Genomic DNA, 23,021 nt, shown 5'->3' with positions numbered 1-23,021 from the left:
GTTGAGCCATTTGTTTTTCCTCCCTCGGTATTATGTGGGTTTTGGTCGATTTACATTATACCTAAAGGATGAGCATATGGCTCATTTTTATGAAATTATCTTTTTACACCATTATATGGACGTTACCAATGAACAAGTACATGCATATAAAAAACTAAAAGTGAATTTGTACGGACAGAAAGATGCGTTTTATGTCTATTATGAAACGAAGAAACCTTTGGCAGTATTGCCCCTTACAATCAAAGGAAATGCAATTTACCTCTTTGGGGATAATATTAGTGGATGTGATAATTTAGATCTTATATATGATGCGGATATAAGTGATAATAATTTTATAACATTGTTTAGTGAGCTAGCAGCTGAATTTCCTGGTAAAGAATTGCGGTTTTATAAAATCAATGAAAGATCAAAGCTTTATCGTTTTCTTGCCGATTATAAAGAAAAGTTAAAACAGAAATACAATCTTATTCTTGAAGAGGATCGAGTTTGTGTAAAAATTGATTTCCCATCTGACTATGATATGTATTTTTCGTCGCTTTCACGAAATTGCCGTTCAAATTTAAAGAAAGCCTATAATAAAAATGCCAAGACAAATACTGATATGAATTTAAAAGTGGTTCAAGGTCCCATTCAAGACCCAAATTTATTATCTTCGATGATGCGTGTATATGCGCATAGAGAGTCTGAAAGGAAAAATAGAAAACTCGATTTTTTCAGCTTCATTAAAAATCGCTATTTTTCGGTATTATCATGGAATGCAGAAAAAATGCAGTCGCAATATACTTTTTGCTTGTTTTTACATCATTCGCTTGCAGCATTTATGAGTGGGTTTCAAACTAATTTTGGAGAGATCGTATTTCCCAGAGTTGCGATGAATAGTGCGTTTTCTAAATTTGCACCTGGAAAATTAATGATTAGCGAAAGTGTTAAATGGCTTCAAATCCATAGTAATCTCAGAGGCTTAGATTTATCTCGAGGTGATGAACGTTATAAATATGAAATGGGCGGTACAGAACATTTCAATTATAGATTTTTCATGAATTTTTGAAAAAAGATATAAATGACGATTCTCAGTTCATAGGCAAGAGGAATTAAAGAATGCGTACAGCCAAAATGAAATTAAGAATCAATACAACACAAAGAATCCTTACCAAACTCCACGAACTGGCAGTCAAACCGGACCTATCTGAGGTGGAACGGGATGCCCTGATCCAGCGGTTCGAATTTTCTTTTGAACTATTGTGGAAGTGTGCCAAGGAATATCTTTATGTGGTGGAACGGATCCGCAGCTATGATCCACTGCTGCAGTTTTGGCTGGGACAGGTTGACAAAGGGCTGTGACGGAATGCATCATCTTTTCGTCATGGCTTTTTTCGTTGCAAATGCAACGCAAAATTTACGTTGCATTTACGTTGCAATCATTGTTATAATTAATGCAACGTAAATGAATCGAAAAGAAAAGGAGGCGGAATTTTGTGGAACGGGAAAGCAGTACGTTGGAATATAAGGAAGATATCACCAATACCTTTTTGAAGACCGTCAGTGCTTTTGCCAATTATCAGGATGGGAAAATCATATTTGGCGTTCGGGATGATGGCACGGTCAAGGGGATTCCCCAAGCCGTGCAAAAATGTCTGGATATAGAAAATAAAATCAATGACAGTATTTCACCGCAGCCTGATTATATGTTGAAAATCAATGAGGATAACCAGACCATTGTCCTGACGGTGAAAAAAGGAGACAATCCACCATATCTGTACAAAAATAAAGCGTATCGACGGAGCGATTCCGCCTCTCTTGAAGTAGACCGTGTTGCTCTGAATCGTCTGATTCTGGAAGGCTCCCATCGGTATTATGAGGATTTACCGGCTGGTACTGCTCCCTTGACTTTTTCTGTCCTGGCCCGGGAAATGGAAAAACAGCTGGGTGTTTCCCAGGTGGATACGGATGTATTGAAGACCTTGGGATTTTATACGGCAGAAGGAAAGTTCTCCCATGTGGCGGAACTTTTATCTGATCAGAATCCTTTTCCGGGAGTGGATATGATGGTCTTTGGCCGGTCCATCAATGAAATCCGGGAACGGATCAAAATCCAGGGATGTTCGGTTTTGTCCTTGTTCCAACAGTCTGTGGAACGGATTGCCCGAGAGTACCAGGTAGAGAAAATCGATGGAGTGGAACGGCGGATGGTGGAAAAGATTCCCAGCCAGGCTATCAGAGAAGCCGTGGCCAATGCCCTGGTCCACCGGACTTGGGATATTCCCACTGCCATCCGGGTGGCTATGTATCCGGACAAGGTGGAAATTACTTCGCCGGGAGGACTGCCGGCCGGCATCAGCCAGGAAGAATACCTCTATCATCAGATTTTCATTCTGCGGAATCCCAAACTGGCCAATGTGTTTTACCGGCTGGGATATATTGAAGCCTTTGGAACGGGCATCCAGCGGATCCTTTATGCCTACCGCCAAAGCCGGGTCAAACCGGATTTTCAGGTGACGGACCACATTATCCAGGTGATGTTGCCTCTTGTAGATGCCATGCCGCCTTTGGATCAGGAGGAACAGCGGATCTGTGACGTGTTTCCGGAAAATGGCCTGCTAAGCCGGCAGGAAATCGAACAGGCCACCGGTTTAGAAAAGACCAAAGTCATCCGTCTGCTGAACCGGCTGGTGGGGAAAAAGGCCGTGCTGAAAGTAGGCAAAGGCCGGGGTACCCGCTACCAGCGGCAGTAATCCAAAAGGAGGAAAATTTTGTTCAGTCTATTCTACGCATCACTGCAGCAGGATGGGAAGCTGTTTTTGTTCTTTCCCACCCTGTGCGCGGTCTTTCGTCTGATTTTCATTGCGGTGTACAATCCCTACCGGAGCCTGAAGGGAAAGGGGCCGGTGATCTGGCACTGTTTCCGGTACGGCTTCTGGTGGGGCATGGATTTCAACGCTTATGTGTTTTTGATCCCGATGGTCCTCCTGAGCCTGCCCGGGGCTTTTTTTCCGGTCTGGTACCATTGGGGGGATACCCTGCGGCTGGCAGGTGGGGTTGTTTATAGCCTGGTGCTGTACTTGGCTTTTGCGGGAAAGATGCTGTTCTACAAGCATTTCCACGACATCTTCAACCAGACTATGAAGCTGGGGGCCAAAGCCGAAAAGCACAATCTGGTGGATATTTTCTTCCATCAGGACCATGGGGCCTGGATCCTTTTGGGCATCCTGCCCTACCTGGCCTTGTGCGGGGCCTGTATCCAGGGCCTGCTCCAGCTGCCCAGTTTCCAGTATCTGTACTTCTTCAATCCCATCCTCCACTACGGATACAACACGGTGATCTTCTTGGGGGCCATTGCCGCTTTTTACTGGTTCCGGTACGGGGGGACCTTCTGGCATGACGATAAGCCGGAATGGGACACCATCCCCAGTATGGTGAAAAAGGATATCTTCTTTGCCAAGGCTACAGTGGACGATCTGGTGGCCCTGGAGCAAGTGATGAAGCACAAACTGAACCCAGCCTATGAGCACACGGATGCCCAGGACCTGGCGGCTGTCCAGCCTTTCTTTACGGAAAAAGTCCTGGCAGACCACCTGCCCAACCCGTCCTATGGATTCAAGCGGACGGCCCAAGGGGCCCGGATTACCAAGCCTACCCATATTTTCCTCTTTGTGGGAGAAAGTTATCTCCAGCAGTTCTTCGATCCCCAGTTCGCCTGTCTGAACTTGGTGGAGGGGGGCAGACAGCTGATGGAGGATCCCCATACCGCTTCTCTGACCAGTGCTCTTTCTGCGGGCATCATTTCCAGGCCTTCCATTGTGAGCCTGATGAGCGGGATCTTCGATGCAGGGTTGGAACTGAATGAAAAGGAAAGCTTCTGGCACAACAACCTGCCCACGGCCCTGCCCCGGCAGCTGAAAAAACTGGGCTACCATTCCACCTATTGGTACGGGGGGAATGTGACCTACGGGAACTTCAACCAGTTTGCCCCGGCCTGTGGGTTCGACCAGGTGATGACTGCCACGGATTTCTGCGGGCCCGATGCACCGAAAACTTGGGTAGGGGTCTATGACAATGTGTTCCTGGAAAAAGCAGCGGAACTGATCCAGCAGCAAGAAGAAGCCAATGGACCCTATCAGTTCCACTTCCTGTATACCACCAGTTACCATGGTCCCTTCAAGATCCCTCTAGCCGATTATGGGTATGATCCGGAGAAGGTGATGCCGGAAGCTCCCCGGGATATCCGACGGAACAAGGAAATCCAGAAAAACCTGGGGACCTTCTGGTTCTCGGATCAGGCTTTAGGAAAATTCATCCGGACCATGCGGGAGGCCTATCCGGACTGCCTGTTCATCTTGACCGGAGACCATTCCGTTGATATGAGTGCGATTTTAAGCAAGACTTCGCTGATGGGACGGGACTGCAATCTGCGGGAACGGCACAGCCCGGTGCTCTTAATGAACCATCGGGAACTGGATCTTCACAGCCTGGCCGGGAATACCATCGGGAGCCATATGAATATCGCGCCTACCATCTTCGAGCTGATCGCTCCCAAAGGGTTCACCTATTATTCCCTGTATCCGTCCCTGGTGGAACCTATCGACCATGTGGTGTCGCCTTACCATTGGCTGCGGAAAGATGCCTACGGCAGCTACAGCCAGGACTTCTACCAGCCCCTGGGTCAGCAGTACGGACCAGAAGACCTGAAGGAAGGCCCCAAGCCCTACACGGAAGAACGGGAAGCCTGGATGGATCTGACCGGGTATCTGGTACGGCATCCGGAAGTGCTGGGGAAATAAACCGGTCATACGTCATACGCCGGTGGAAGGAACCTGCAGCTGCGGGTTCCATTTAAAATCAATTTGAAAAAATTGATTTCCAAAAGCGTATGACGTATGACGACTGACGTATGACGGGCCTGCTGCTTATGCAGCAGGCCCTTTTTTTATGGTATAATAATCCTATTGCAGGAAAGGAGCCGTTCTTATGAAAATCGCGATTGCAGGCACTGGCTATGTGGGCCTTTCCAACGGGCTCCTGCTGGCCCAGCACCAGGAAGTGGTGGCGCTGGACATTGTGCCGGAAAAAGTACAGATGCTCAACGCAGGCCGATCTCCTTTGGTGGATGCAGATATCACTCGTTTCCTTCAGCGGAAGGATATCCGGTTCCGAGCTACTTTGGATCCCCAGGACGCCTTTACAGACGCTGCCTATATCATTATCTCCACTCCCACCAACTATGACCCTCAGAAAAATTTCTTCGACACGTCTTCGGTGGAAAATATCATTGAAGAAGTCTTGGACATCAATCCCTCTGGGGTGATGGTCATCAAATCCACAGTGCCGGTAGGGTATACGGCGGAAATCCGGAAACGGTACCATACGGACAACATCATTTTTTCTCCAGAATTCCTGCGGGAAGGGAAGGCCCTGTACGATAACCTCCATCCCTCCCGGATCGTGGTGGGGGAAGATTCTCCCCGGGGCCGGAAGTTTGCAGCTCTTTTGGCGGAAGGGGCAGAAAAAAAGGACATCCCCATGCTATTCACCGGTTCCACGGAAGCGGAGGCCATCAAACTCTTTGCCAACACCTACCTGGCTCTCCGGGTGGCCTATTTCAATGAACTGGATTCTTATGCGGAAATGCGGGGCCTTTCCACAGCCCAGATCATCAAGGGAGTCTCTTTGGATCCACGGATCGGGGATTTCTACAACAATCCTTCTTTTGGCTATGGCGGGTACTGCCTGCCCAAGGATACCAAGCAGCTGCTGGCCAATTACCAGGATGTGCCCCAGAACTTGATTTCAGCCATCGTAGCAGCCAACCGGACCCGGAAGGACCACATCGCCGATGAAATCCTGGCCCGGGACCCCAAGATCGTGGGGATCTATCGGCTGACCATGAAGAGCGCTTCGGACAATTTCCGTTCTTCTGCCATCCAGGGGGTCATGAAACGGATCAAAGCCAAGGGCATCCCGGTGGTGGTCTATGAACCGACCTTGAAGGAGCCGGAGTTCTTCCGCTCCCCCGTGTGCCAAGATTTGGACCGGTTCAAGAAGGAATGTGACCTGATCGTGGCCAACCGCTGGTCGGAAGATCTGGCGGATGTGAAAGAAAAAGTCTATACCCGGGATCTATTTGACCGGGACTAAGGAGCAGGTATGGAACCTTTTGATGCCAACAAAAAAATCCTCATTACCGGGGCAGCCGGTTTCATTGGCTACCATCTGGCCAAACGGCTGCTGTCCCTGGGGGTGCAGGTGGCCGGTTTGGATAATATGAACGCATATTACGATGTGCAGCTGAAAAAGGATCGGCTGGCCCAGCTGGAGCTGTACCCAGCCTTTTCCTTCACCCAGGGAGACTTAGCAGATGGGGCAACGGTGGATCGGATCTTTGAGGGATTCCGGCCGGATATCGTGGTGAACCTGGCGGCCCAGGCCGGAGTCCGCTACAGCATCGACCATCCCCGGGAATACATCGACTCTAATATTGTAGGATTCTTCAATATCCTGGAGGCCTGCCGCCGTTTCCAGCCGGAGCATCTGCTGTTCGCTTCCAGTTCTTCTGTGTACGGGAACCAGAAGAAGACGCCTTTTGCCACCACGGACAATGTGGACCATCCTATCAGTCTCTACGCGGCTACCAAGAAATCTGACGAACTGATGGCTTATACCTACTGCCATCTGTACGGGATCCCGTCCACAGGGCTCCGGTTCTTTACAGTGTACGGGCCCTTTGGACGGCCGGACATGGCCTATTTCAAGTTCACCAATAAAATCATGAAGGGGGAACCCATCACCATCTTCAACCAGGGGGATATGTACCGGGATTTCACCTATGTGGATGACATTGTCACTGGCATCCAGAATATGCTGTGCAATCCGCCAAAGCCCAATGAAGACGGGGACCGGTATAAAATCTACAACATCGGGAACAACCATCCGGAAAAACTCATGACTTTCATCGAGACCTTGGAAAAGGCTCTGGGCAAGACGGCGGAAAAGGAATACCTTCCCATGCAGCCCGGGGATGTGTACCAGACCTATGCGGATGTCAGTGAACTGGAAAAGGATTTCGGATTCAAGCCCCGCACCACCATTGCGGAAGGGCTGGGGAAATTCGCTCAATGGTATCGGGAATATTATCATATTGAGTGATGAGTGACGAATCCACCACCAGCCTTGAAAAGGGCGGATATACAGGGGGCGCAGGCTGACTGCTACGCCGAAAGGAGAACCACATGACTAAATTCATTGCTGCTGCCATCCAGATGGATTCCCAGGATGACAAGATGGCCAACCTGGCTGCTGCGGAAGGCTATATCCGTGAGGCGGCTGACCGGGGGGCCCAATTGGTGGTCCTGCCGGAATCCATGAATTACATCGGACGGAACCTGGCCCAGGAAGCGGAATCCATTCCGGGAGGTCCTACGTTCCAGCGCCTGTCCGGACTGGCCCGGGAACTGGGCCTTTGGCTGGAGGCCGGGAGTATCTATGAACACAATCCGGAAGATCCGGCCCGTCCCTTCAACACCACTTTCCTGATCCGGCCGGACGGCACCCTGGCTGCCAAATATGCCAAGCTCCATCCCTTCGATGTGGTGCTGCCCAATGGAGTCACCAGCCGGGAAAGCGACAGGGTTTGCCCGGGCCATGATTTGACAGTGGCAGATACGGAACTGGGAAAACTAGGCTTTGGCATCTGTTACGATATCCGGTTCGGGGAAATGTTCCGGATCATGGCTCTGGAAGGAACGAAGATCTTCGCGGTGCCTGCCAATTTCACTGTGAATACAGGGAAAGACCACTGGGAAATCCTGGTCCGGGCCCGGGCCATCGAGAACGAATGCTATGTGATCGCTCCGGATCAAATGGGGAAGAAGCCCCGTTTCACCGCCTATGGAAACTCTATGATTGTGGATCCTTGGGGGACTGTGATTGCTAGGGCCTCAGAAAAAACAGGTGTGATCACTGCCGAAATCGACCTGGACTATGTGACCAAAGTCCGGCAGAGCACTTTTACTTTGGACAACCGTCGGCCGGATGTCTACGGATTGGAGAGAAAATGAAGGAAGGGGGTGTTGCACGTTCTGTGCAACACTCCCGTTTTGCATATTGTTTTCCTGATTCCGTGCTAATTTCTGCTTTATCGTGTATAATGTATATAATTACTTTGTATTTTTCTCTGACGAGGATAGGAGGAGAATACGCGAAAGGGAGGACAAATGTCAATGTCACAAATACTCACCACCATGGACGACGTCCTGTATTATCCCATCCTGATCATTGTACTACTGGCAGCAGGGCTCTTCTTCACCGTCAGGACCCGCCTGATCCAGTTCCGCTGGTTCAGGGAGTGTATCCGCGTGGTCATGCAGAAACCCAGCAAGGAGGGGTCCGTCTCATCGTTCCAAGCGCTGATGGTTTCCACAGCATCCCGGGTGGGGACCGGGAATATCATCGGGATCTCCACGGCTTTGTGCCTGGGCGGTTTCGGTTCTGTGTTCTGGATGTGGGCCATTGCCATCATCGGGGGAGCAACGGCTTTCATCGAAAGCACCCTGGCTCAGGTCTACAAACGGCGGGATGCCCATGGGGATAGCTATGGCGGACCGGCTTACTACATCGAAAACGCACTGCACAATAAGCTGCTGGCAGGGGCTTTTGCTTTCTTCCTGATCATTACCTATGCCGGCGGGTTCAACGCCCTGGCTTCCTACAACCTCCAGTCCACCTTCAGCGTGTACGGATTCTATGAAAAAGGCGTCACCTCTTGGATCATCGGCGGTATCCTGGCAGTGCTGGTCGGGTATTGCCTTATGGGCGGCGGCAAACGGATCCTGCGGATCACAGAAGTGCTGGTGCCCTTCATGGGGGTCCTGTACGTGCTGCTGTCCCTGGTGATCATCGTGATGCATATCGGGATGATCCCCTCCGTCCTGTCTGAGGTGCTGGCCGATGCCTTTGACTTCCAGAAGATCCTGGGTGGCATCAGCGGGTCCTGCATGATGTACGGCATCAAGCGGGGTCTGTATTCCAACGAAGCCGGTGTCGGGTCCGCTCCCAATGCGGCGGCTGCGGCTGATGTTTCCCATCCGGCTCAGCAGGGTCTGGTGCAGATGCTGTCCGTGTTCATCGATACGGTGCTCTGCACGGCTACCGCCCTCATGTGCATGTTCTCCGGTGTGACGCCTACCAAGGCTATGGCAGGGGCTCCCTATGTGCAGGCTGCTACCCAGACGGATTTCGGAGCTTTCGGACCCATCATGATCACGGTGGCCATGGTGCTGTTCGCCTTCACCACCCTGATCGGGAACCTGTTCTATGTGGACAACTGCCTGGCTTATCTGAACGGGAAGAAGACTCCCAGCAAGGGCTTCATGAAGCTCTTCCGTCTGGTGGCGGTGCTGGTGATCTTTGTAGGGGCCGGCATGTCCATGGATAACGCCTGGGCTGTGGCGGATATCTGCATGGCTTTCATGTGCCTGATCAATATCCCTTCCATCCTGGCCCTGAACGGGACAGCCATTGCCGTGATGGATGATTATGGCCGGCAGCTGGATGCCGGTGTGGAAAATCCGGTGTTCAAGGCTTCCGATATCGGGTTGGATGACGCCAATCTGGATTATTGGAAATGATCTTTTCCGTAAAACTCTCTCTGTTTCCTCACAGGGAGAGTTTTTCTTTTGCCCGGAAAGTCTGACTTTTGGTTGCTTATTTCCACCTTTTGTGCTATGCTATATGAGCGGTTTTTTAAGCAATTACAGACAGACTGTTAAGCATGATACGAGAGAATGGCTGACAGCATGTGAGGAGGATTTTTTTAAATGAGCGTTTCCGTAGAAAGAAAAGGTAATGAAGCAACCCTGAAAGTCACTTTGCCGGTAGAAGACGTAGCCAAGGCTTTTGAAAAAGCCGTTGCCAAAATCAACAAGCAGGTCACGATCCCTGGCTTCCGTAAGGGTAAAGCTCCCCGTCGTGTGCTGGAAATGCACGTAGGTAAAGATGCCATCAAAGAAGAAGCTTTTGAAATCGCTGCCAACAGTGAATATAGAGAGACTCTGAAAGAAAACAAATGGGTGCCCGTATCCGATCCTGAAATCAAGGATTCCAAGTTCGAAGAAGGCCAGCCCATGGAAATGACCCTGGTGGTCACCCTGCGTCCGGAACCGGAACTGGGCCAGTACAAAGACCTGGACGTGGTGAAGGAAGAAAAAGAAATCACCGACGCTGATGTGGATAAAGAAGTGGAAAACCTGCAAAAACGGGCTTCTAAGATGGTAGAAGCTCCGGAAGGCAAGGCTCTGGAAAAAGGCGACCTGGCCATCATCGACTTCGCGGGTACCGTTGACGGAGAAGCTTTCGAAGGCGGCGAAGGGAAGGGCTATCCTCTGGAAGTGGGCAGCGGCAGCTTCATCCCCGGCTTCGAAGATCAGCTGGTGGGCCTGAAGAAGGGTGATTCCACGGATGTGAACGTGACCTTCCCGGAAGATTATTTCTCCAAGGAACTGGCTGGCAAAGCAGCTGTGTTCAAGGTCAACGTCCAGGATGTGAAAGTGAAGGAAGTCCCCGAAGTCACTGATGAACTGATCGCTGCCAACAGCGACAGCAAGACCGTGGCTGAATTCCGGGAAAAGACCATGGACCGTCTGAAAAAGGCGGAAGCCCAGCGGGCACAGTCCGACTACGAAACCAACCTGATCAAAAAGGCTGTGGAAAACGCCAAATTCGAAGTGCCTGATGTGATGGTGACCCAGCGGGCCAACCAGATGATGGACGAACTGGCTATGAACCTCCAGGCCCATAAGATGAGCCTGCCCCTGTACCTGCAGTATCTGGGTAAAGATGTGAAGACCTACCGGGATGAACAGAAACCTGTAGCTCTGGAAAACATCAAGACCGATCTGGTGCTGGATGCCATTGCCCTGAAGGAAGAAATCAAAGTCAGCGAAGACGAAATCAAGGCTGAAATGGAACAGCTGGGTGCTATGCATGGGGCTACTCTGAAACAGGTCGAAAAGATCGTCAAGGAAAATGGGTCCCTGGCTGTACTGGTGAGCAACATCGCTCGCCGGAAAGCTGCCCGTCTGGTGATCGACAGCGCCAAGAATGCTCCTAAGGCTGAAGCTGCTGAAGAAGCCAAAGAAGAAAAATAAAACCGCAGGAGGTGGACGGCATGAGCTATGTGCCTATTGTGGTAGAACAGACCAGCAAGGGTGAACGGAGCTATGATATCTATTCCCGGCTGCTGAAGGACAGGATCATCTTCGTCACCGGAGAAATCGAAGATCATATGGCTAACCTGATCATTGCCCAGCTGCTGTTCTTGGAATCCGAGAATCCGGATAAGGATGTCCATCTCTACATCAACAGCCCGGGCGGCAGTGTCAGCGCCGGGCTGGCGATTTACGACACCATGCAGTATATCCGTCCAGATGTTTCTACCATCTGTGTAGGGATGGCAGCCTCCATGGCTTCCGTACTGCTGGCGGCCGGGACCAAGGGAAAACGCTTTGCCCTGCCCCATTCCAGAGTGATGATCCATCAGCCTCTGGGAGGAGCTCAAGGGCAGGCCACGGACATTGAGATCCATGCCCGTGAGATCCTGCGGATCCGGGAAGAGATGAACCAGATCCTGGCCCACCACACCGGTCAGACACCGGAACAGATCCGGCTGGATACGGAACGGGATCATTTCATGACGGCTGAGGAGGCCGAGAAGTACGGTCTGATCGACCAGGTGGTCCATCAGATCAAGACCCAGAAATAAGGGGTAAGAAAGACCATCTTGCCCTGGCTGTAAGGAGGGTTTCAGATGGGTTACGATGATAAGAATGGTCTGGAGGGACCGGACTATACCTGTTCTTTCTGCGGCAAAAAGCAGAGCCAGGTAAAGAAACTGATCGCCGGACATAACGTATTTATCTGTGATGAGTGCATTGCTCTGTGCAATGAGATGCTGGAAAAAGACCTGAAGGCTCCGGCGGAAGAAACCATCACGGATCTGCCCAAACCCAAGGAAATCAAGGCCATCTTGGACGAATATGTCATCGGACAGGAAGATGCCAAGAGGACTCTGGCTGTGGCAGTTTACAACCACTATAAACGGATCAACTATGAACAGGGGCACCACCAGGATGTGGAACTGCAGAAGTCCAATATCCTGATGCTGGGACCTACCGGCAGCGGCAAGACCCTTCTGGCCCAGACCCTGGCCAAGATCCTGAAAGTCCCCTTTGCCATTGCGGATGCTACCAGTCTTACAGAGGCCGGTTATGTGGGAGAAGATGTGGAAAACATCCTGCTCCGGCTGATCCAAAATGCCGATTACGACATTGAACGGGCAGAACGGGGGATTGTCTACATCGATGAAATCGATAAGATTTCCCGGAAATCCGAGAATCCTTCCATCACCCGGGATGTGTCGGGGGAAGGGGTCCAGCAGGCTCTGCTGAAGATCCTGGAAGGGACGGTGGCCAATGTGCCCCCTCAGGGAGGCCGGAAGCACCCCCATCAGGAATTGATCCAGATCGACACCACCAATATCCTCTTCATCTGCGGAGGGGCTTTTGCTGGGCTGGAGAACGTGATCAATGCCCGTACAGGGAAAAAGAGCATGGGGTTTGGGGCGGATATCCCCACCCAAGCGGAAAAGAAAAGCGAAAATCCCTTCCGCCATGTACTGCCGGAAGACTTCGTGAAGTATGGTCTGATCCCTGAATTCGTTGGCCGGCTGCCGGTGGTGGTCACCTTGGACAATTTGGACGAAAAGGCGCTGATCCGGATCCTGACGGAACCGAAGAATGCCCTGACCAAGCAGTATGAACATCTCCTGGCCATGGACCATGTGGAGCTGGATTTCGAAGATGAGGCCCTGAAAGCCATCGCCCATGAAGCTCTGGAACGGAACGCCGGAGCCAGAGGGCTGCGGGCCATCATCGAAGGCATCATGAAGAATGTGATGTATGAAGTCCCCAGCCAGGATAATGTGGAAAAATGCATCGTGACAGCCGATGTGGTGACAAAGCACAAAGACCCCAAGCTGTTGCTGAAGCAGGAAAATAACGATACAAGAAAGAATGCTTAGAAAAAGGAAAAGGGGTGCTGGCATCCCTTTTCCCTTTTTCTCTATCCAATAAGGACGGTGAGAAAGATGTTGGAAGAAAATACCATGAGACTGCCCTTGCTGCCTTTGCGGGGAATCATCGTTTTCCCTGGAATGATCATCAACCTGGACGTGGGGAGGGATCGTTCCATCAAGGCAGTGGAAAGCGCCATGAATATGGGAAAGCGGATCCTGCTGGTGACCCAGCGGTCCGCTGAAGAAAATGATCCGACGGCCAAGAGCCTGTACAATTTCGGGGTCATTGCAGAAATCAAACAACTGCTGAAGCTTCCCAACGGAGCTATGCGGATCCTGGTAGAAGGTTTGAGCCGGGTGGAAGTGATCTCTGTGGTGGACGCTGTGGGCATGAACCTGGAAGCCTATGTGGCGGAACGGGAAGACGTGAACGACCGCTCCAATGAGGTGGAAGCCCTGAAGCGGATGCTGGTGGAAACCTTCGAACAATGGGTACTGGCCAGCAAGAAAGTGAATACAGAAGTCCTGCTCACCTTCAAAGATCAGCCGGATGCAGGGAAAATCGCTGATATGATCGCTGGTTATCTGACCATCGACATCGCGGATAAGGAAAAACTCCTGGAAGCGGCGGATGTGAAGGAACGGCTGCATCTGCTCTATGGGGATCTGTGCAAGGAACTGGAAATCGTCAACTTGGAAAAAGACATTTCCCAACAGGTCCGGAAGCAGATCGAGCAGAATCAGCGGGAGTACTACCTGCGGGAACAGCTGAAAGCCATCAACAAGGAACTGGACGAAGGAGGAGAAAAGGGCTCCGAAGTCAAGGAATACCAGGAAAAGATGAAGAAGCTGAAGCTGCCCCAGGACGTCCAGGAAAAAATGGACAAGGAGCTGGACCGGCTGTATAAAATGCCTCCTATGATGGCAGAAAGCGCCGTGATCCGGAATTATCTGGATACAGTGCTGAGCCTGCCCTGGGGAAAGATGACCCAGGACAATTATGACCTGAAGAAAGCTGCTGCCGTATTGGATAAGGACCATTACGGCCTGAAGAAAGTGAAGGAACGGATCCTGGATTATCTGGCGGTACGGGCACTCACCCACAGCAACCGGGGACCCATCATCTGCCTGGTAGGACCTCCCGGTGTGGGCAAGACCAGCCTGGCCCAGAGCATTGCCCGGGCCGTGAACCGGAAATTCACCCGGATCTCTTTGGGCGGCATCCGGGATGAAGCGGAGATCCGGGGCCATCGGCGGACCTATATCGGGGCCATGCCCGGACGTCTCATCAATGGGATGATCGACTGCGGCAGTGATAACCCGGTGTTCCTGCTGGATGAAGTGGATAAAATGGGGGCGGATTTCCGGGGTGACCCGGCCTCTGCCTTGCTGGAGGTGCTGGATCCGGAACAGAACAGCCATTTCAGCGACCATTACATCGAATTCCCCTACGATATGAGCAATGTGTTCTGGATCGTCACAGCCAATACGGTGGAGACCATCCCTCCGGCTCTCTTGGACCGGCTGGAAGTCATAGAGCTTTCCAGCTATACCGATGAGGAAAAGCTGAAGATTGCCCAGCTCCATCTGCTGCCCAAGGAACGGAAGGCCAATGGACTGACTGGGAAACAGCTGAGCTTGGGAGCCGCTTCCATCCAGCATATCATCCGGGATTACACCCGGGAAGCCGGCGTGCGGAACTTGGAACGGAAAATCGCCACCGTATGCAGGAAGGCAGCCCGGAAGATTGTGGAAGACGGAGTGGCCAAAGTCAGTGTGACTCCGGCTCATCTGAAGGAGTATCTGGGGCCGGCCATTTTCCTGGAAAGCGATATGCGAGCCAAATCAGAAGTAGGGGTCTGCACTGGTCTGGCATGGACCAGCGTGGGCGGTGAACTGCTGAAGATCGAAGTGGTGGTCTGCGAAGGCAAAGGCAAACTGGTCCTGACCGGCCAACTGGGAGATGTAATGAAAGAGAGTGCCCAGGCAGCCTTTACCTACATCCGCTCCCGGGCTAAGGAACTGGGGCTGGATCCGGACTTCAATGAAAAAGTGGATATCCATATCCATGTACCGGAAGGGGCTATTCCCAAGGATGGACCTTCTGCCGGCATCACCATGGCTACGGCTATGGAAAGCGCCCTGACCAAACGGAAGGTGAAGGCGGATCTGGCCATGACTGGGGAAATCACCATTACCGGCCATGTCCTGCCCATCGGAGGACTGAAGGAAAAGGTCCTGGCAGCCCACCGCTACCGGGTGAAGACCGTGCTGATCCCTCGGCAGAACCAGCAGGATCTGGAGGAAATCCCAGAAAAGGTCCGGAATGACATGACCTTCATCCCAGTGGACAGCATGGACCAGGTGACCAAGCTGGCCCTGGAGGCGTGAGATGGCAGGAAAAGAGTGGGACATCATCGGTGCTTCCTATGTGGCTTCAGCGGTAAAGGCCACCCAGTATCCCCAAGATACCATCGATGAAGTGGCTTTTATCGGACGGAGCAATGTGGGGAAGTCATCCCTGCTGAATTCCCTGGCGCGGCGGAAAGGCCTGGCCCGGGTCAGCAGTTCTCCGGGCAAGACCCAGACCATCAACTTCTATTCCTTCCAGGCCAAACGGCAGCAGGAGGAAAAAGTGGAACGGCATACCTACTATGCTGTGGATCTGCCAGGGTATGGCTTTGCCCGGACCAGCAAGGGCAACAAGGAACAGTGGTCCGCTTTTATCTGTAAGTACATGGAAAACTCCCAGTACCTGAAACTGGTCTGTGTGCTGATGGATATCCGCCATGCACCTATGGAAAGCGATATCGACTGTTATCAATGGCTGTTGAGCCTGGGGCTGCCCATCATGGTGATCCTGACCAAGAGCGATAAGCTGAGCAAGGGGGCAGTGGCCAGCCAGAAGGCACTGTATCAGAAGACCTTCGGTCTGCGGGAAGAGCAGATCATGACCTACAGTTCTACCAGCCACATCACAAGGAAAGAATTGATCAACCGGATCATGGAGCATCTGGGATGATGGTGGTGCTGTTGCCCAGGCAACAGCAGGCGTATGACGTATGATGAAGGGGGTGTTGCACGTTGCGTGCAACACCCCCTTTACCATTTTTGGTAAATATTGTACAATTCTGTTATGTTCGATACAAAAATAGAAGGAGGATCCCTATGAGTCAGGAATTGGAACAACGGATGCAGCTGGCTGGGCTTTGGAAAGACCAGCGGCAGCGGGTGGATCGGTCCCTCCGGTTGTGGGAAAGTGCGGTGCTCCTGCCTCTGCGCTGGACCAAACATGGCTGGGAAATCCTTTTTGAAGTCCGTGCGGCTACGATGAGCTGGCAGCCTGGGGATATCTGTTTCCCGGGAGGACACCGAGAGGAAACGGATCCGTCTTTCTGTGCGACGGCTCTCCGGGAAACCCGGGAAGAACTGGGAATCCCAGAACAGGAGATCCAGGTCCTGGGCCCTTTGGATTATTTTTACGGATATTCCGGTCCACTGATTTATCCTTTTGCCGGGATCCTGCCGGCGCGGATGCCTCTGCAGCTGGACCGTCAGGAAGTGGGGGAAGTCTTTTCCGTCCCTCTGAAAGATTTGTTGGAAACTGCCCCGGTGGTGGGAAAGATTTCCCTGGGGACACGGCAAGAACCAGGATTTCCGGCTCAGTGGGCCTATGGATTCCAGGAAGGCTGGAATGTCCGGGGCGGCTATGAAGTCTTTTTCTATCCCTGGAAGAATCGGATCATCTGGGGAATCACGGCAAGGGTCCTCCATCAGTTCCTGGAACGGGTGCGGCAGGAGGGGCTGCTGCCCCAGGCAGGTATCCAGGATCACTGAGATAGGGGGTCAGGAACATACAGACTTCGGTCTTGTTCCGGCTTTTGCTGCGGAATTTGAAGAGTTCACCCAATAATGGCAGTTTGGACAGCAGGGGGATGGCCTCCAGACGGCTCTGCTCCTGCTCGCTGATCAGTCCTCCGATGACCAGTGTTTCCCGTTCCCTCAGCCGTACATGGGTATCGGCCGTGCGGCTGGTGATCCGGTAATTTTTCAGCTCGGTGATGAGGGTGGGCGTACTGACTTCCGTATGGACCCTGGCGGTGATCAGACCGTCCTGGCTCAGGTAGGGAGTATAAGAGAGACGGATACCGGCGTCTACATACTCCGTGGTGCTGGTGGTGGTGCTGTTGGTGACTTTTTCTGTGACGACGGGGATATGATCTCCGATGAAGATGCTGGCTTCCCGGCCGGGCAGGGTAATGATCCGGGGGGTGGCCAAGACTTTAGCCTTTCCTTCTTGACAGAGTGCATTGAGCTTGGCTTGGAAACCCGCCTGATGGCCATGGCCTAGATGGATGGTGCCGCCCCAGGTGCCGTGGGAATGGTCTTTCGGGTCCGGCAGAGAACTCCAGTCCCACTGGAGACCTAGTTCCTGGGAAGCGGATTCTCCCAGGGAAAGGATCCGGGCTTCCAGGGTAATCTGACGGGAAGGACGGTCCAAGGTCTTTAAGGTTTCCTGCAGTTTTTGGGCTTCCAGTGGATGACCGTGGAAGAGGATGGCATTGGCTCCCTGATCCCAGACCAGGGGAGAGGAAAACAGGGGCTTGAGGGTCTCGGACGTTTCTTTGGCGGGAATGTATTCCAGAGGATGGATGGTCAGCTGATTGCCAAACGGATCTTTTTTCTCTAATTTGCTGACCCACAGAGTTCCCCCTTCTTCCCGGCAGAAGAGCCCTTGGCTCCGGGTGACCATGGCCAGGGCCTGGGGAAAAGGGACCTGCTGGAATTCGAGAGAAAGAGTCCCTGGAACGGGGCCCTCCAGTACCAGATTCCGGCCGGACAGCTGGGCGATGCTCTGGAGGACGTCCTGGACAGGCGCATCTTTGACAGAGAGGGATACGGTATCTGCTGCCAAGACCCAGCGGACTGGCGTTAAGATACAGAAAATACAGAAATAAAGCAGCGCTTTCATGGCCACACCTCCCCTACGGAAAGAAGGAGGCTGCCACAACACAGTGCGCCTTCCTGGAGTTCTGTGATGATCCCTTTGCCAGGCAGCTCTTCGCCAGGAGCCAGGAGGCAGGTGCCGGTTGGCGTAGCTACCAGGGCTTTGCGGTTTCCATTGACGGAAAGGATGCCCAAAAGACGGAAAGAGGAAGAGGAGATGGCAGAGGCTGGCGGCTGAGCAAGGTCCGTAGGAATCGGAGATGGGGCCGTCTTCGGCAGCACAGGCTGGAGGGACGGTGGATGATCCAGGGGGCGGAAGGGATCTCTGCGGGGAGACCTGCTTTTCTTTAGGGTAGTTTTGACTGGCAGAGAAGATGGCATGGCTTCCTCTTCTGGGACAGGAGGAAAAGTGGGCAGGGTGGGAGCACGGAAATGGTACAGAACAGCTCCCGTGCAGGTGCCGAGGACCAAGAATAGGATCCGGAGTGGAAAAGAGAGTGCGAAATTTTTGGGCAATGAGACTGAGAACATGGATGGACCTCCTTACAGTTGATTTGTGTTCCTCGTCCCATTATAGGCAATTTCTCCTGGGGTTCCTACCCCCGCGCCATTAAGTGCAAAAAAAGAGATATAAACGGGAAAAATCGGAAGGGAGCAGAAAAGGCATGGTAGATTATAAGCAGCAGGAACTCCATACGCAGGACCATTTCCAGTGGAACAGTCCTTTCCAAGGGGGAAGCAGCACAGCGGCGCAGTCCCCTGCTATCCAGACGGCCCAACAAATCCTGGATCAGGCACTGGCCCGAGGCGCCAGTGATATCCATCTGGAACCAGAAAAACAGAGACTGCAGATCCGCTGCCGGGTGGATGGGGTGCTCCATCCTCTCTGCCAAGTGCCTAAAAATCTCCAGGATCCGCTGATTTCCCGGTTCAAGATCCTTTCCGGCATGGATATCGGAGAAAAACGGCTGCCCCAGGACGGAAGGTTCCAAGGGCTGTGGCAGGGACATCAAGTGGATGTGCGTGTATCATCGCTGCCTACCTTGTTTGGCGAAAACCTGGTGCTGCGGCTGCTGGATCAGGAAGCTGTCCAACTGGACCTGGAACAGTTGGGATTCACGGTGAAAAATCTGGAGAAGCTCCGACGCTGCCTGCGCCGTCCCCATGGTCTGTTCCTGGTGACCGGTCCTACCGGCAGCGGGAAGTCTACGACCTTGTATGGAATCCTTGCCTCCCTGGACCGGGAAAAACAGAACATCATCACTGTGGAGGATCCTGTGGAATATCAGCTTGCGGGAATCCGGCAGGTTTCCGTCCAGCCGAAAATCGGGCTGACTTTTGCCCGCTGTCTCCGGAGTATCCTGCGACAGGATCCTGACTGTATCATGGTGGGAGAAATCCGGGATGGGGAAACCGCTGCCATGAGCATCCAGGCGGCGCTGACAGGCCATCGGGTGTTCAGCACCCTCCATACCAATACAGCGGCAGGGGCTGTGACGAGGATCCTGGATATGGGGGTAGAACCTTATCTGGCAGCGGCGGCTCTGGAAGGGGTGGCGGGACAACAGTTGGTCAGGAGACTTTGCCCCAGCTGTAAAAAGGCGTATACTGTAACCAAAGAGGATTGGGAGTGGAAATACCTGCAGCTGACGGAGCCTCGGACTTTGTATCGGGCCCAGGGCTGTCCTCACTGCAGCCAGACCGGCTATGCAGGGCGGATCCCACTCCAGGAAATCCTTATTTTGACAGAACCTCTCCGGCGGGCCATCCTGCGGGAGGAACAGGATGGGGCACTGGAGAGGCTGGCTAGGCAGGAAGGATTCCAGCCACTGTGGGAAGCTGGGCGGGAGAAAGTCCTGGCTGGAGAGACCAGCGGGGAAGAACTGCTGCGTGTTTTGGGGTAGGGGGAAGTCTATGCTGCAATTATGGAATCTTTTTGAGATCGCAGGAACGGTGTCCTTTGCCATTTCAGGGGCTATCGTGGGTATGGCGAAGAACATGGACGTGTTCGGGATCACTGTATTGGCTGTTTTGACCGCAGTAGGAGGCGGTATGATACGGGATGTGCTGGCAGGCTATACGCCGCCTATGGCCTTGGAGAACCCCGGGAACCTGCTGCTGGCGGTGCTGACGGCCCTTTCCCTGTCTTGGCTGTTCGTTTCCTACCGGATTGCCGGCCGGAAACGGCGGATCCTGACTTTTTTCTATATCGCTGCTGATACTGTGGGGCTGGCTTCTTTTACGGTGACAGGAACCCTGACCGGACTGGCCCAGGGCAAGCCCCATACCTTTGTCTATCCCATTATGCTGGGACTCCTGACGGCAGTAGGGGGCGGTGTGCTCCGGGATCTGATGGCCCAGCGGGTGCCCAGCGTACTGAATACGGATGTCTATGCCACCTCTTCTTTGGCAGGGAGCTTCGTCATGTGTCTCTGTTGGCATTACGAAAGCCAGGATTTGGCACCCTGGCTGGGAGCTTTCATGGTCATCGCTCTCCGCTTTTTCGCTATCCGGTTCCGCTGGCAGCTGGTCCACCCTATGGAACGGAGAAAAAGGGGAGAAGGAATAAAGAATGGGAGGTGAAGATTTCACCCCCCTGGTCGCGGGTCGCGAGTCGTGAGTCGCGGGCCTGTTGGTGCAGAACCAGCACACGATTTTTTATTTTAGACGTTTTTCTCTTATCATCCTATAGAAAAAAAGAACAAACGATTTAAACGTCCAGGCCCGCGACGCAGAGCCCGCGACCCATGACCCGAAAAGAGGTGCTGCCCGGCAGCACCTCTTTTCTTATCTCATATTGATGAACTGCATATCGATTCCGAAATCCTGTCCCCGTACCAGCTGGATCACAGCCTGGAGATCATCTTTTTTTGGGCCGGAGACCCGGATCTGATCGTCCTGCTGCTGGGTGGTCACCTTGATCTTGGCTGCTTTGATGGAAGCGATGACCTTTTTAGCGGTTTCCTTGTCGATGCCCTGTTTCAGCTTGACAATCTGCCGGACGGTCCCTTTGGCTGCCGGTTCCACTTTACCCGGTTCCAAGGCACGGAGGGACAGACCCCGTTTGGCCATCCGCTGCCGCAGGATATCCAGGATGGCACCTAGTTTGTATTCATCTTCCGCAGCCAGTTTCAGATCCCCATCGGAGAGTTCGATAGTGGCGTTGGAACCCCGGAAGTCGTACCGCTGTTCGATTTCCTTCCGGGTCTGGTTCAGTGCATTGTCTAGTTCCTGCATGTCAAGTTGAGAAACGATGTCGAAAGAGCTGTTCTTGGCCATAAAAATCCTCCTGTAAATACATAGTTAAAATTTGTTCAAGACCGGCGCAAGCCGGCTTCCCTTGGCTAGAGACCAGTGACCGGCCAGGCGTCAGCCTGGCCTCATTTTACCCTTACATCCACCTCGAACATCCGGTTCCAGGGAAATTCTACGGTATAGGAGGTGCCTTTCAGGGTGGGCTCCTCTTCCACATATTGATGGAGCAGCCGGCTGGTGCCACTGAGGATCCGGTTGTAGTATTTGCCCAGATCATATTTCAGCTTGAAATCATGCCGATCGATGCCCAGGCTGATCCGGTACCGGACATTGGCCTGGTAGATCCAATCGTCCAGGAGCCGGGTCTTCAGCAGCCTCTCCCGTTCTTCCGGTTTGAAGCGCTTGCCCAGGATCCCCTGGCTCAGGGCATAGCCGATGCTGTTATCCGCGGTGTTCCAGCCGGAATAGGCGGTGAGTCCCAACAGGGCTTTGGCGTCAGTCATGGCCAGCATGAAGCCGTTGTCCGCCCCGTTGGCATAGGAAATATCTGCCAGGGCCACTGGCTTTTGGGTTTCCAGTTCTGCCAGTTCGGCGGCAAAGGCCCGGTTGGTCCGGCTAGCGTACGGGGCGTTGTCATTAGCCGTGGAATCCAGGCAGACCCCGTCTTCCGGTGTATTCACCGCCAGGACCAGGTCCGCTTTTTTCAGATGGCCGGTCTCCACTCCGCCGCTGGCCAGGATCTGGTTCCGGACGGAATCTTCCGCTCGTTCATCTGAATACAGCGGAACCGTATCCCCGCCGGCGCCAGGAGCGAATAAGGGATAGACTTTAGGCTTTTCCCCACGGATTTCGTTGATGGCCCGGGTCACCAGCAAAAGCCCCACTTGGTCCACCCCAGGCAGGATCTGGAAGCGGTTTTCGGTGATCCCATTTCCTACGTATTTCAGGTGCCGGGCTTCCATATGGGTCTGGGACAGGGGAGCGTCATCATCTTTGCCCAGGGCGAAGTAATGGAAGATGCCATTCTGGCATAGCCGGATCAGCCGTTTATTGGTCTGGAAGTTCATCAGCCGGCGGGTCCGCCAGTCCTGCATTACGGAATTGGGAATCTGGGCCAGCAGTGTCTGCCGTTCCTGGATCTCCGGATAAGTCAGGGAGCCGTCCTGGTCTTCTTTGTCCTGGAGCTGGGAAAGCCGGAAAATCTTGGGGCCGTATTCCTGGTAATAGCCCGGCTCTACCTTTCCGATGCTCTGTTGGGGCGTCCGCATGATGGTGCTGAAGGCATAGATCTTCAGCCCTGGATTGTCTTTTTTCAGTTTTTCCATCCGCTGGATCTTGCCTTTCAGGTATTTTTCCAGATGATGATGTTTCCGGGATGCCACCAAGCCGCCGTAGTTCAGGCTGTCCGTAGCGATAACCGCAGCCTCTGCATGAGGGGCTTCTTTTTCCAGCCAGGTCCACAGGGCTTCGTTGTTTCCCTGGTCCCGGTGGTTGGAAAGATCTTTTTCTGGGGGGACGGTCAGGGGATAGCCGGCAGCTTTGGCCGTATCTACCGTATATTCTAGACAGACGGGCCGGTTGTCCAGAGGGACATACAGGATCTTGGGAGAAGCTTCCGTATTTCCCATAAGGGAAAACAGCAGCAGTCCGCCTGCCAGGACCGATTTCAACGAAAAATGCATGGTTTCCTCCTTATAACAGAATCATTTTATTATACACTATCTGTATGACCAAAAGAAAGAGCTTTGACTCATCA

General features: G+C 52.8%; 20 protein-coding genes. 16 read left to right on the top strand and 4 right to left on the bottom strand.

The annotated features are described in order from the left end of the window. From ACTUHY_RS10145 to ACTUHY_RS10080, 14 genes are all read left to right on the top strand, one after another. Positions 1-1,048 (top strand): GNAT family N-acetyltransferase (locus ACTUHY_RS10145; protein WP_442827633.1); only part of this gene is annotated, 1,048 nt, incomplete at its 5' end. A 65-nt stretch (positions 1,049-1,113) separates the two neighbouring features. Beyond that, positions 1,114-1,341, top strand: coding sequence for a nucleotidyltransferase substrate binding protein (locus tag ACTUHY_RS10140; RefSeq protein ID WP_442827632.1), 228 nt, complete (start codon positions 1,114-1,116; stop codon positions 1,339-1,341). Between the two features lie 134 nt (positions 1,342-1,475). Beyond that, positions 1,476-2,732, top strand: a complete 1,257-nt coding sequence (locus ACTUHY_RS10135) for an RNA-binding domain-containing protein (protein ID WP_442827631.1) — start codon at positions 1,476-1,478, stop codon at positions 2,730-2,732. Positions 2,733-2,750: 18 nt separating this feature from the next. After that, positions 2,751-4,778: an LTA synthase family protein gene (locus tag ACTUHY_RS10130; RefSeq protein WP_442827630.1), complete on the top strand. Its 2,028-nt coding sequence runs from the start codon at positions 2,751-2,753 to the stop codon at positions 4,776-4,778. Between the two features lie 187 nt (positions 4,779-4,965). After that, positions 4,966-6,132: a nucleotide sugar dehydrogenase gene (locus tag ACTUHY_RS10125; RefSeq protein ID WP_278675199.1), complete on the top strand. Its 1,167-nt coding sequence runs from the start codon at positions 4,966-4,968 to the stop codon at positions 6,130-6,132. Between the two features lie 9 nt (positions 6,133-6,141). Then, on the top strand, positions 6,142-7,140 hold the full coding sequence (locus tag ACTUHY_RS10120; protein ID WP_442827629.1) for an NAD-dependent epimerase: 999 nt from the start codon (positions 6,142-6,144) through the stop codon (positions 7,138-7,140). Positions 7,141-7,223: 83 nt separating this feature from the next. Further along, positions 7,224-8,051: a carbon-nitrogen hydrolase family protein gene (locus ACTUHY_RS10115; RefSeq protein ID WP_442827628.1), complete on the top strand. Its 828-nt coding sequence runs from the start codon at positions 7,224-7,226 to the stop codon at positions 8,049-8,051. A 162-nt stretch (positions 8,052-8,213) separates the two neighbouring features. After that, positions 8,214-9,620, top strand: a complete 1,407-nt coding sequence (locus tag ACTUHY_RS10110) for an alanine/glycine:cation symporter family protein (RefSeq protein WP_442827627.1) — start codon at positions 8,214-8,216, stop codon at positions 9,618-9,620. 189 nt (positions 9,621-9,809) lie between these two features. Beyond that, a complete protein-coding gene (gene tig, locus ACTUHY_RS10105) occupies positions 9,810-11,138 on the top strand; it encodes a trigger factor (protein ID WP_278675194.1) in 1,329 nt (442 codons plus the stop codon). A gap of 20 nt (positions 11,139-11,158) precedes the next feature. Continuing rightward, entirely contained in the window at positions 11,159-11,752 is a 594-nt protein-coding gene (clpP, locus tag ACTUHY_RS10100; RefSeq protein WP_442827626.1) for an ATP-dependent Clp endopeptidase proteolytic subunit ClpP, read from the top strand. A gap of 45 nt (positions 11,753-11,797) precedes the next feature. Next, complete coding sequence (gene clpX, locus ACTUHY_RS10095) at positions 11,798-13,069, top strand: ATP-dependent Clp protease ATP-binding subunit ClpX (protein WP_278675191.1); 1,272 nt, start codon at positions 11,798-11,800, stop codon at positions 13,067-13,069. A 66-nt stretch (positions 13,070-13,135) separates the two neighbouring features. Next, entirely contained in the window at positions 13,136-15,454 is a 2,319-nt protein-coding gene (lon, locus tag ACTUHY_RS10090) for an endopeptidase La (protein WP_442827625.1), read from the top strand. Position 15,455: 1 nt separating this feature from the next. Further along, positions 15,456-16,085: a ribosome biogenesis GTP-binding protein YihA/YsxC gene (yihA, locus tag ACTUHY_RS10085; protein ID WP_442827624.1), complete on the top strand. Its 630-nt coding sequence runs from the start codon at positions 15,456-15,458 to the stop codon at positions 16,083-16,085. A 146-nt stretch (positions 16,086-16,231) separates the two neighbouring features. Then, a complete protein-coding gene (locus ACTUHY_RS10080; protein ID WP_278676047.1) occupies positions 16,232-16,900 on the top strand; it encodes an NUDIX hydrolase in 669 nt (222 codons plus the stop codon). On the opposite strand, the gene ACTUHY_RS10075 is transcribed toward ACTUHY_RS10080, so the two are convergent. Next, on the bottom strand, positions 16,818-18,035 hold the full coding sequence (locus tag ACTUHY_RS10075) for a type II secretion system protein GspD (protein WP_442827623.1): 1,218 nt from the start codon (positions 18,033-18,035) through the stop codon (positions 16,818-16,820). The genes ACTUHY_RS10080 and ACTUHY_RS10075 overlap by 83 nt on opposite strands. After that, positions 18,032-18,391 carry a hypothetical protein gene (locus ACTUHY_RS10070; protein ID WP_442827622.1) on the bottom strand — a complete coding sequence of 120 codons (360 nt, stop codon included), beginning with the start codon at positions 18,389-18,391 and terminating at the stop codon, positions 18,032-18,034. The genes ACTUHY_RS10075 and ACTUHY_RS10070 overlap by 4 nt, the downstream gene beginning before the upstream one ends. Before the next feature lie 284 nt (positions 18,392-18,675). Between ACTUHY_RS10070 and ACTUHY_RS10065 the strand changes: the two genes are divergently transcribed. Together ACTUHY_RS10065 and ACTUHY_RS10060 are read left to right on the top strand one after the other, a co-directional pair. Then, positions 18,676-19,914: a GspE/PulE family protein gene (locus ACTUHY_RS10065; RefSeq protein ID WP_442827621.1), complete on the top strand. Its 1,239-nt coding sequence runs from the start codon at positions 18,676-18,678 to the stop codon at positions 19,912-19,914. A 10-nt stretch (positions 19,915-19,924) separates the two neighbouring features. Further along, positions 19,925-20,593, top strand: coding sequence for a trimeric intracellular cation channel family protein (locus ACTUHY_RS10060; protein WP_442827620.1), 669 nt, complete (start codon positions 19,925-19,927; stop codon positions 20,591-20,593). 204 nt (positions 20,594-20,797) lie between these two features. Here the strand turns inward: ACTUHY_RS10060 and ACTUHY_RS10055 are convergent, their stop codons facing one another. After that, positions 20,798-21,289 (bottom strand): YajQ family cyclic di-GMP-binding protein, encoded by a 492-nt coding sequence (locus ACTUHY_RS10055; RefSeq protein WP_442827619.1) that lies wholly within the window; start codon positions 21,287-21,289, stop codon positions 20,798-20,800. 101 nt (positions 21,290-21,390) lie between these two features. Beyond that, the gene (locus ACTUHY_RS10050) at positions 21,391-22,947 is read right to left on the bottom strand and encodes a DUF4127 family protein (protein ID WP_442827618.1); all 1,557 of its coding nucleotides are present in this window, start codon (positions 22,945-22,947) and stop codon (positions 21,391-21,393) included. Positions 22,948-23,021: the final 74 nt, after the last annotated feature.

The sequence above is a fragment of the Acidaminococcus nyctereutis genome (assembly GCF_052216985.1).
In the GTDB taxonomy this organism is placed as follows: domain Bacteria; phylum Bacillota; class Negativicutes; order Acidaminococcales; family Acidaminococcaceae; genus Acidaminococcus; species Acidaminococcus fermentans_A.
Note: the sequence above shows the minus strand (reverse complement) of the source record. Positions and strands in the feature narration are given on the sequence as shown.

Bases quoted from the DNA above. Each gene is read 5' to 3' on its own strand.
- ACTUHY_RS10120 (WP_442827629.1), top strand. From the start codon at position 6,142: ATGGAACCTTTTGATGCCAACAAAAAAATCCTCATTACCGGGGCAGCC.
- yihA (WP_442827624.1), top strand. From the start codon at position 15,456: ATGGCAGGAAAAGAGTGGGACATCATCGGTGCTTCCTATGTGGCTTCA.
- ACTUHY_RS10055 (WP_442827619.1), bottom strand. From the start codon at position 21,289: ATGGCCAAGAACAGCTCTTTCGACATCGTTTCTCAACTTGACATGCAG.
- lon (WP_442827625.1), top strand. From the start codon at position 13,136: ATGTTGGAAGAAAATACCATGAGACTGCCCTTGCTGCCTTTGCGGGGA.
- ACTUHY_RS10115 (WP_442827628.1), top strand. From the start codon at position 7,224: ATGACTAAATTCATTGCTGCTGCCATCCAGATGGATTCCCAGGATGAC.
- ACTUHY_RS10075 (WP_442827623.1), bottom strand. From the start codon at position 18,035: ATGAAAGCGCTGCTTTATTTCTGTATTTTCTGTATCTTAACGCCAGTC.
- tig (WP_278675194.1), top strand. From the start codon at position 9,810: ATGAGCGTTTCCGTAGAAAGAAAAGGTAATGAAGCAACCCTGAAAGTC.
- clpP (WP_442827626.1), top strand. From the start codon at position 11,159: ATGAGCTATGTGCCTATTGTGGTAGAACAGACCAGCAAGGGTGAACGG.
- ACTUHY_RS10110 (WP_442827627.1), top strand. From the start codon at position 8,214: ATGTCACAAATACTCACCACCATGGACGACGTCCTGTATTATCCCATC.
- clpX (WP_278675191.1), top strand. From the start codon at position 11,798: ATGGGTTACGATGATAAGAATGGTCTGGAGGGACCGGACTATACCTGT.
- ACTUHY_RS10080 (WP_278676047.1), top strand. From the start codon at position 16,232: ATGAGTCAGGAATTGGAACAACGGATGCAGCTGGCTGGGCTTTGGAAA.
- ACTUHY_RS10065 (WP_442827621.1), top strand. From the start codon at position 18,676: ATGGTAGATTATAAGCAGCAGGAACTCCATACGCAGGACCATTTCCAG.
- ACTUHY_RS10050 (WP_442827618.1), bottom strand. From the start codon at position 22,947: ATGCATTTTTCGTTGAAATCGGTCCTGGCAGGCGGACTGCTGCTGTTT.
- ACTUHY_RS10140 (WP_442827632.1), top strand. From the start codon at position 1,114: ATGAAATTAAGAATCAATACAACACAAAGAATCCTTACCAAACTCCAC.
- ACTUHY_RS10125 (WP_278675199.1), top strand. From the start codon at position 4,966: ATGAAAATCGCGATTGCAGGCACTGGCTATGTGGGCCTTTCCAACGGG.
- ACTUHY_RS10070 (WP_442827622.1), bottom strand. From the start codon at position 18,391: ATGCCATCTTCTCTGCCAGTCAAAACTACCCTAAAGAAAAGCAGGTCT.
- ACTUHY_RS10060 (WP_442827620.1), top strand. From the start codon at position 19,925: ATGCTGCAATTATGGAATCTTTTTGAGATCGCAGGAACGGTGTCCTTT.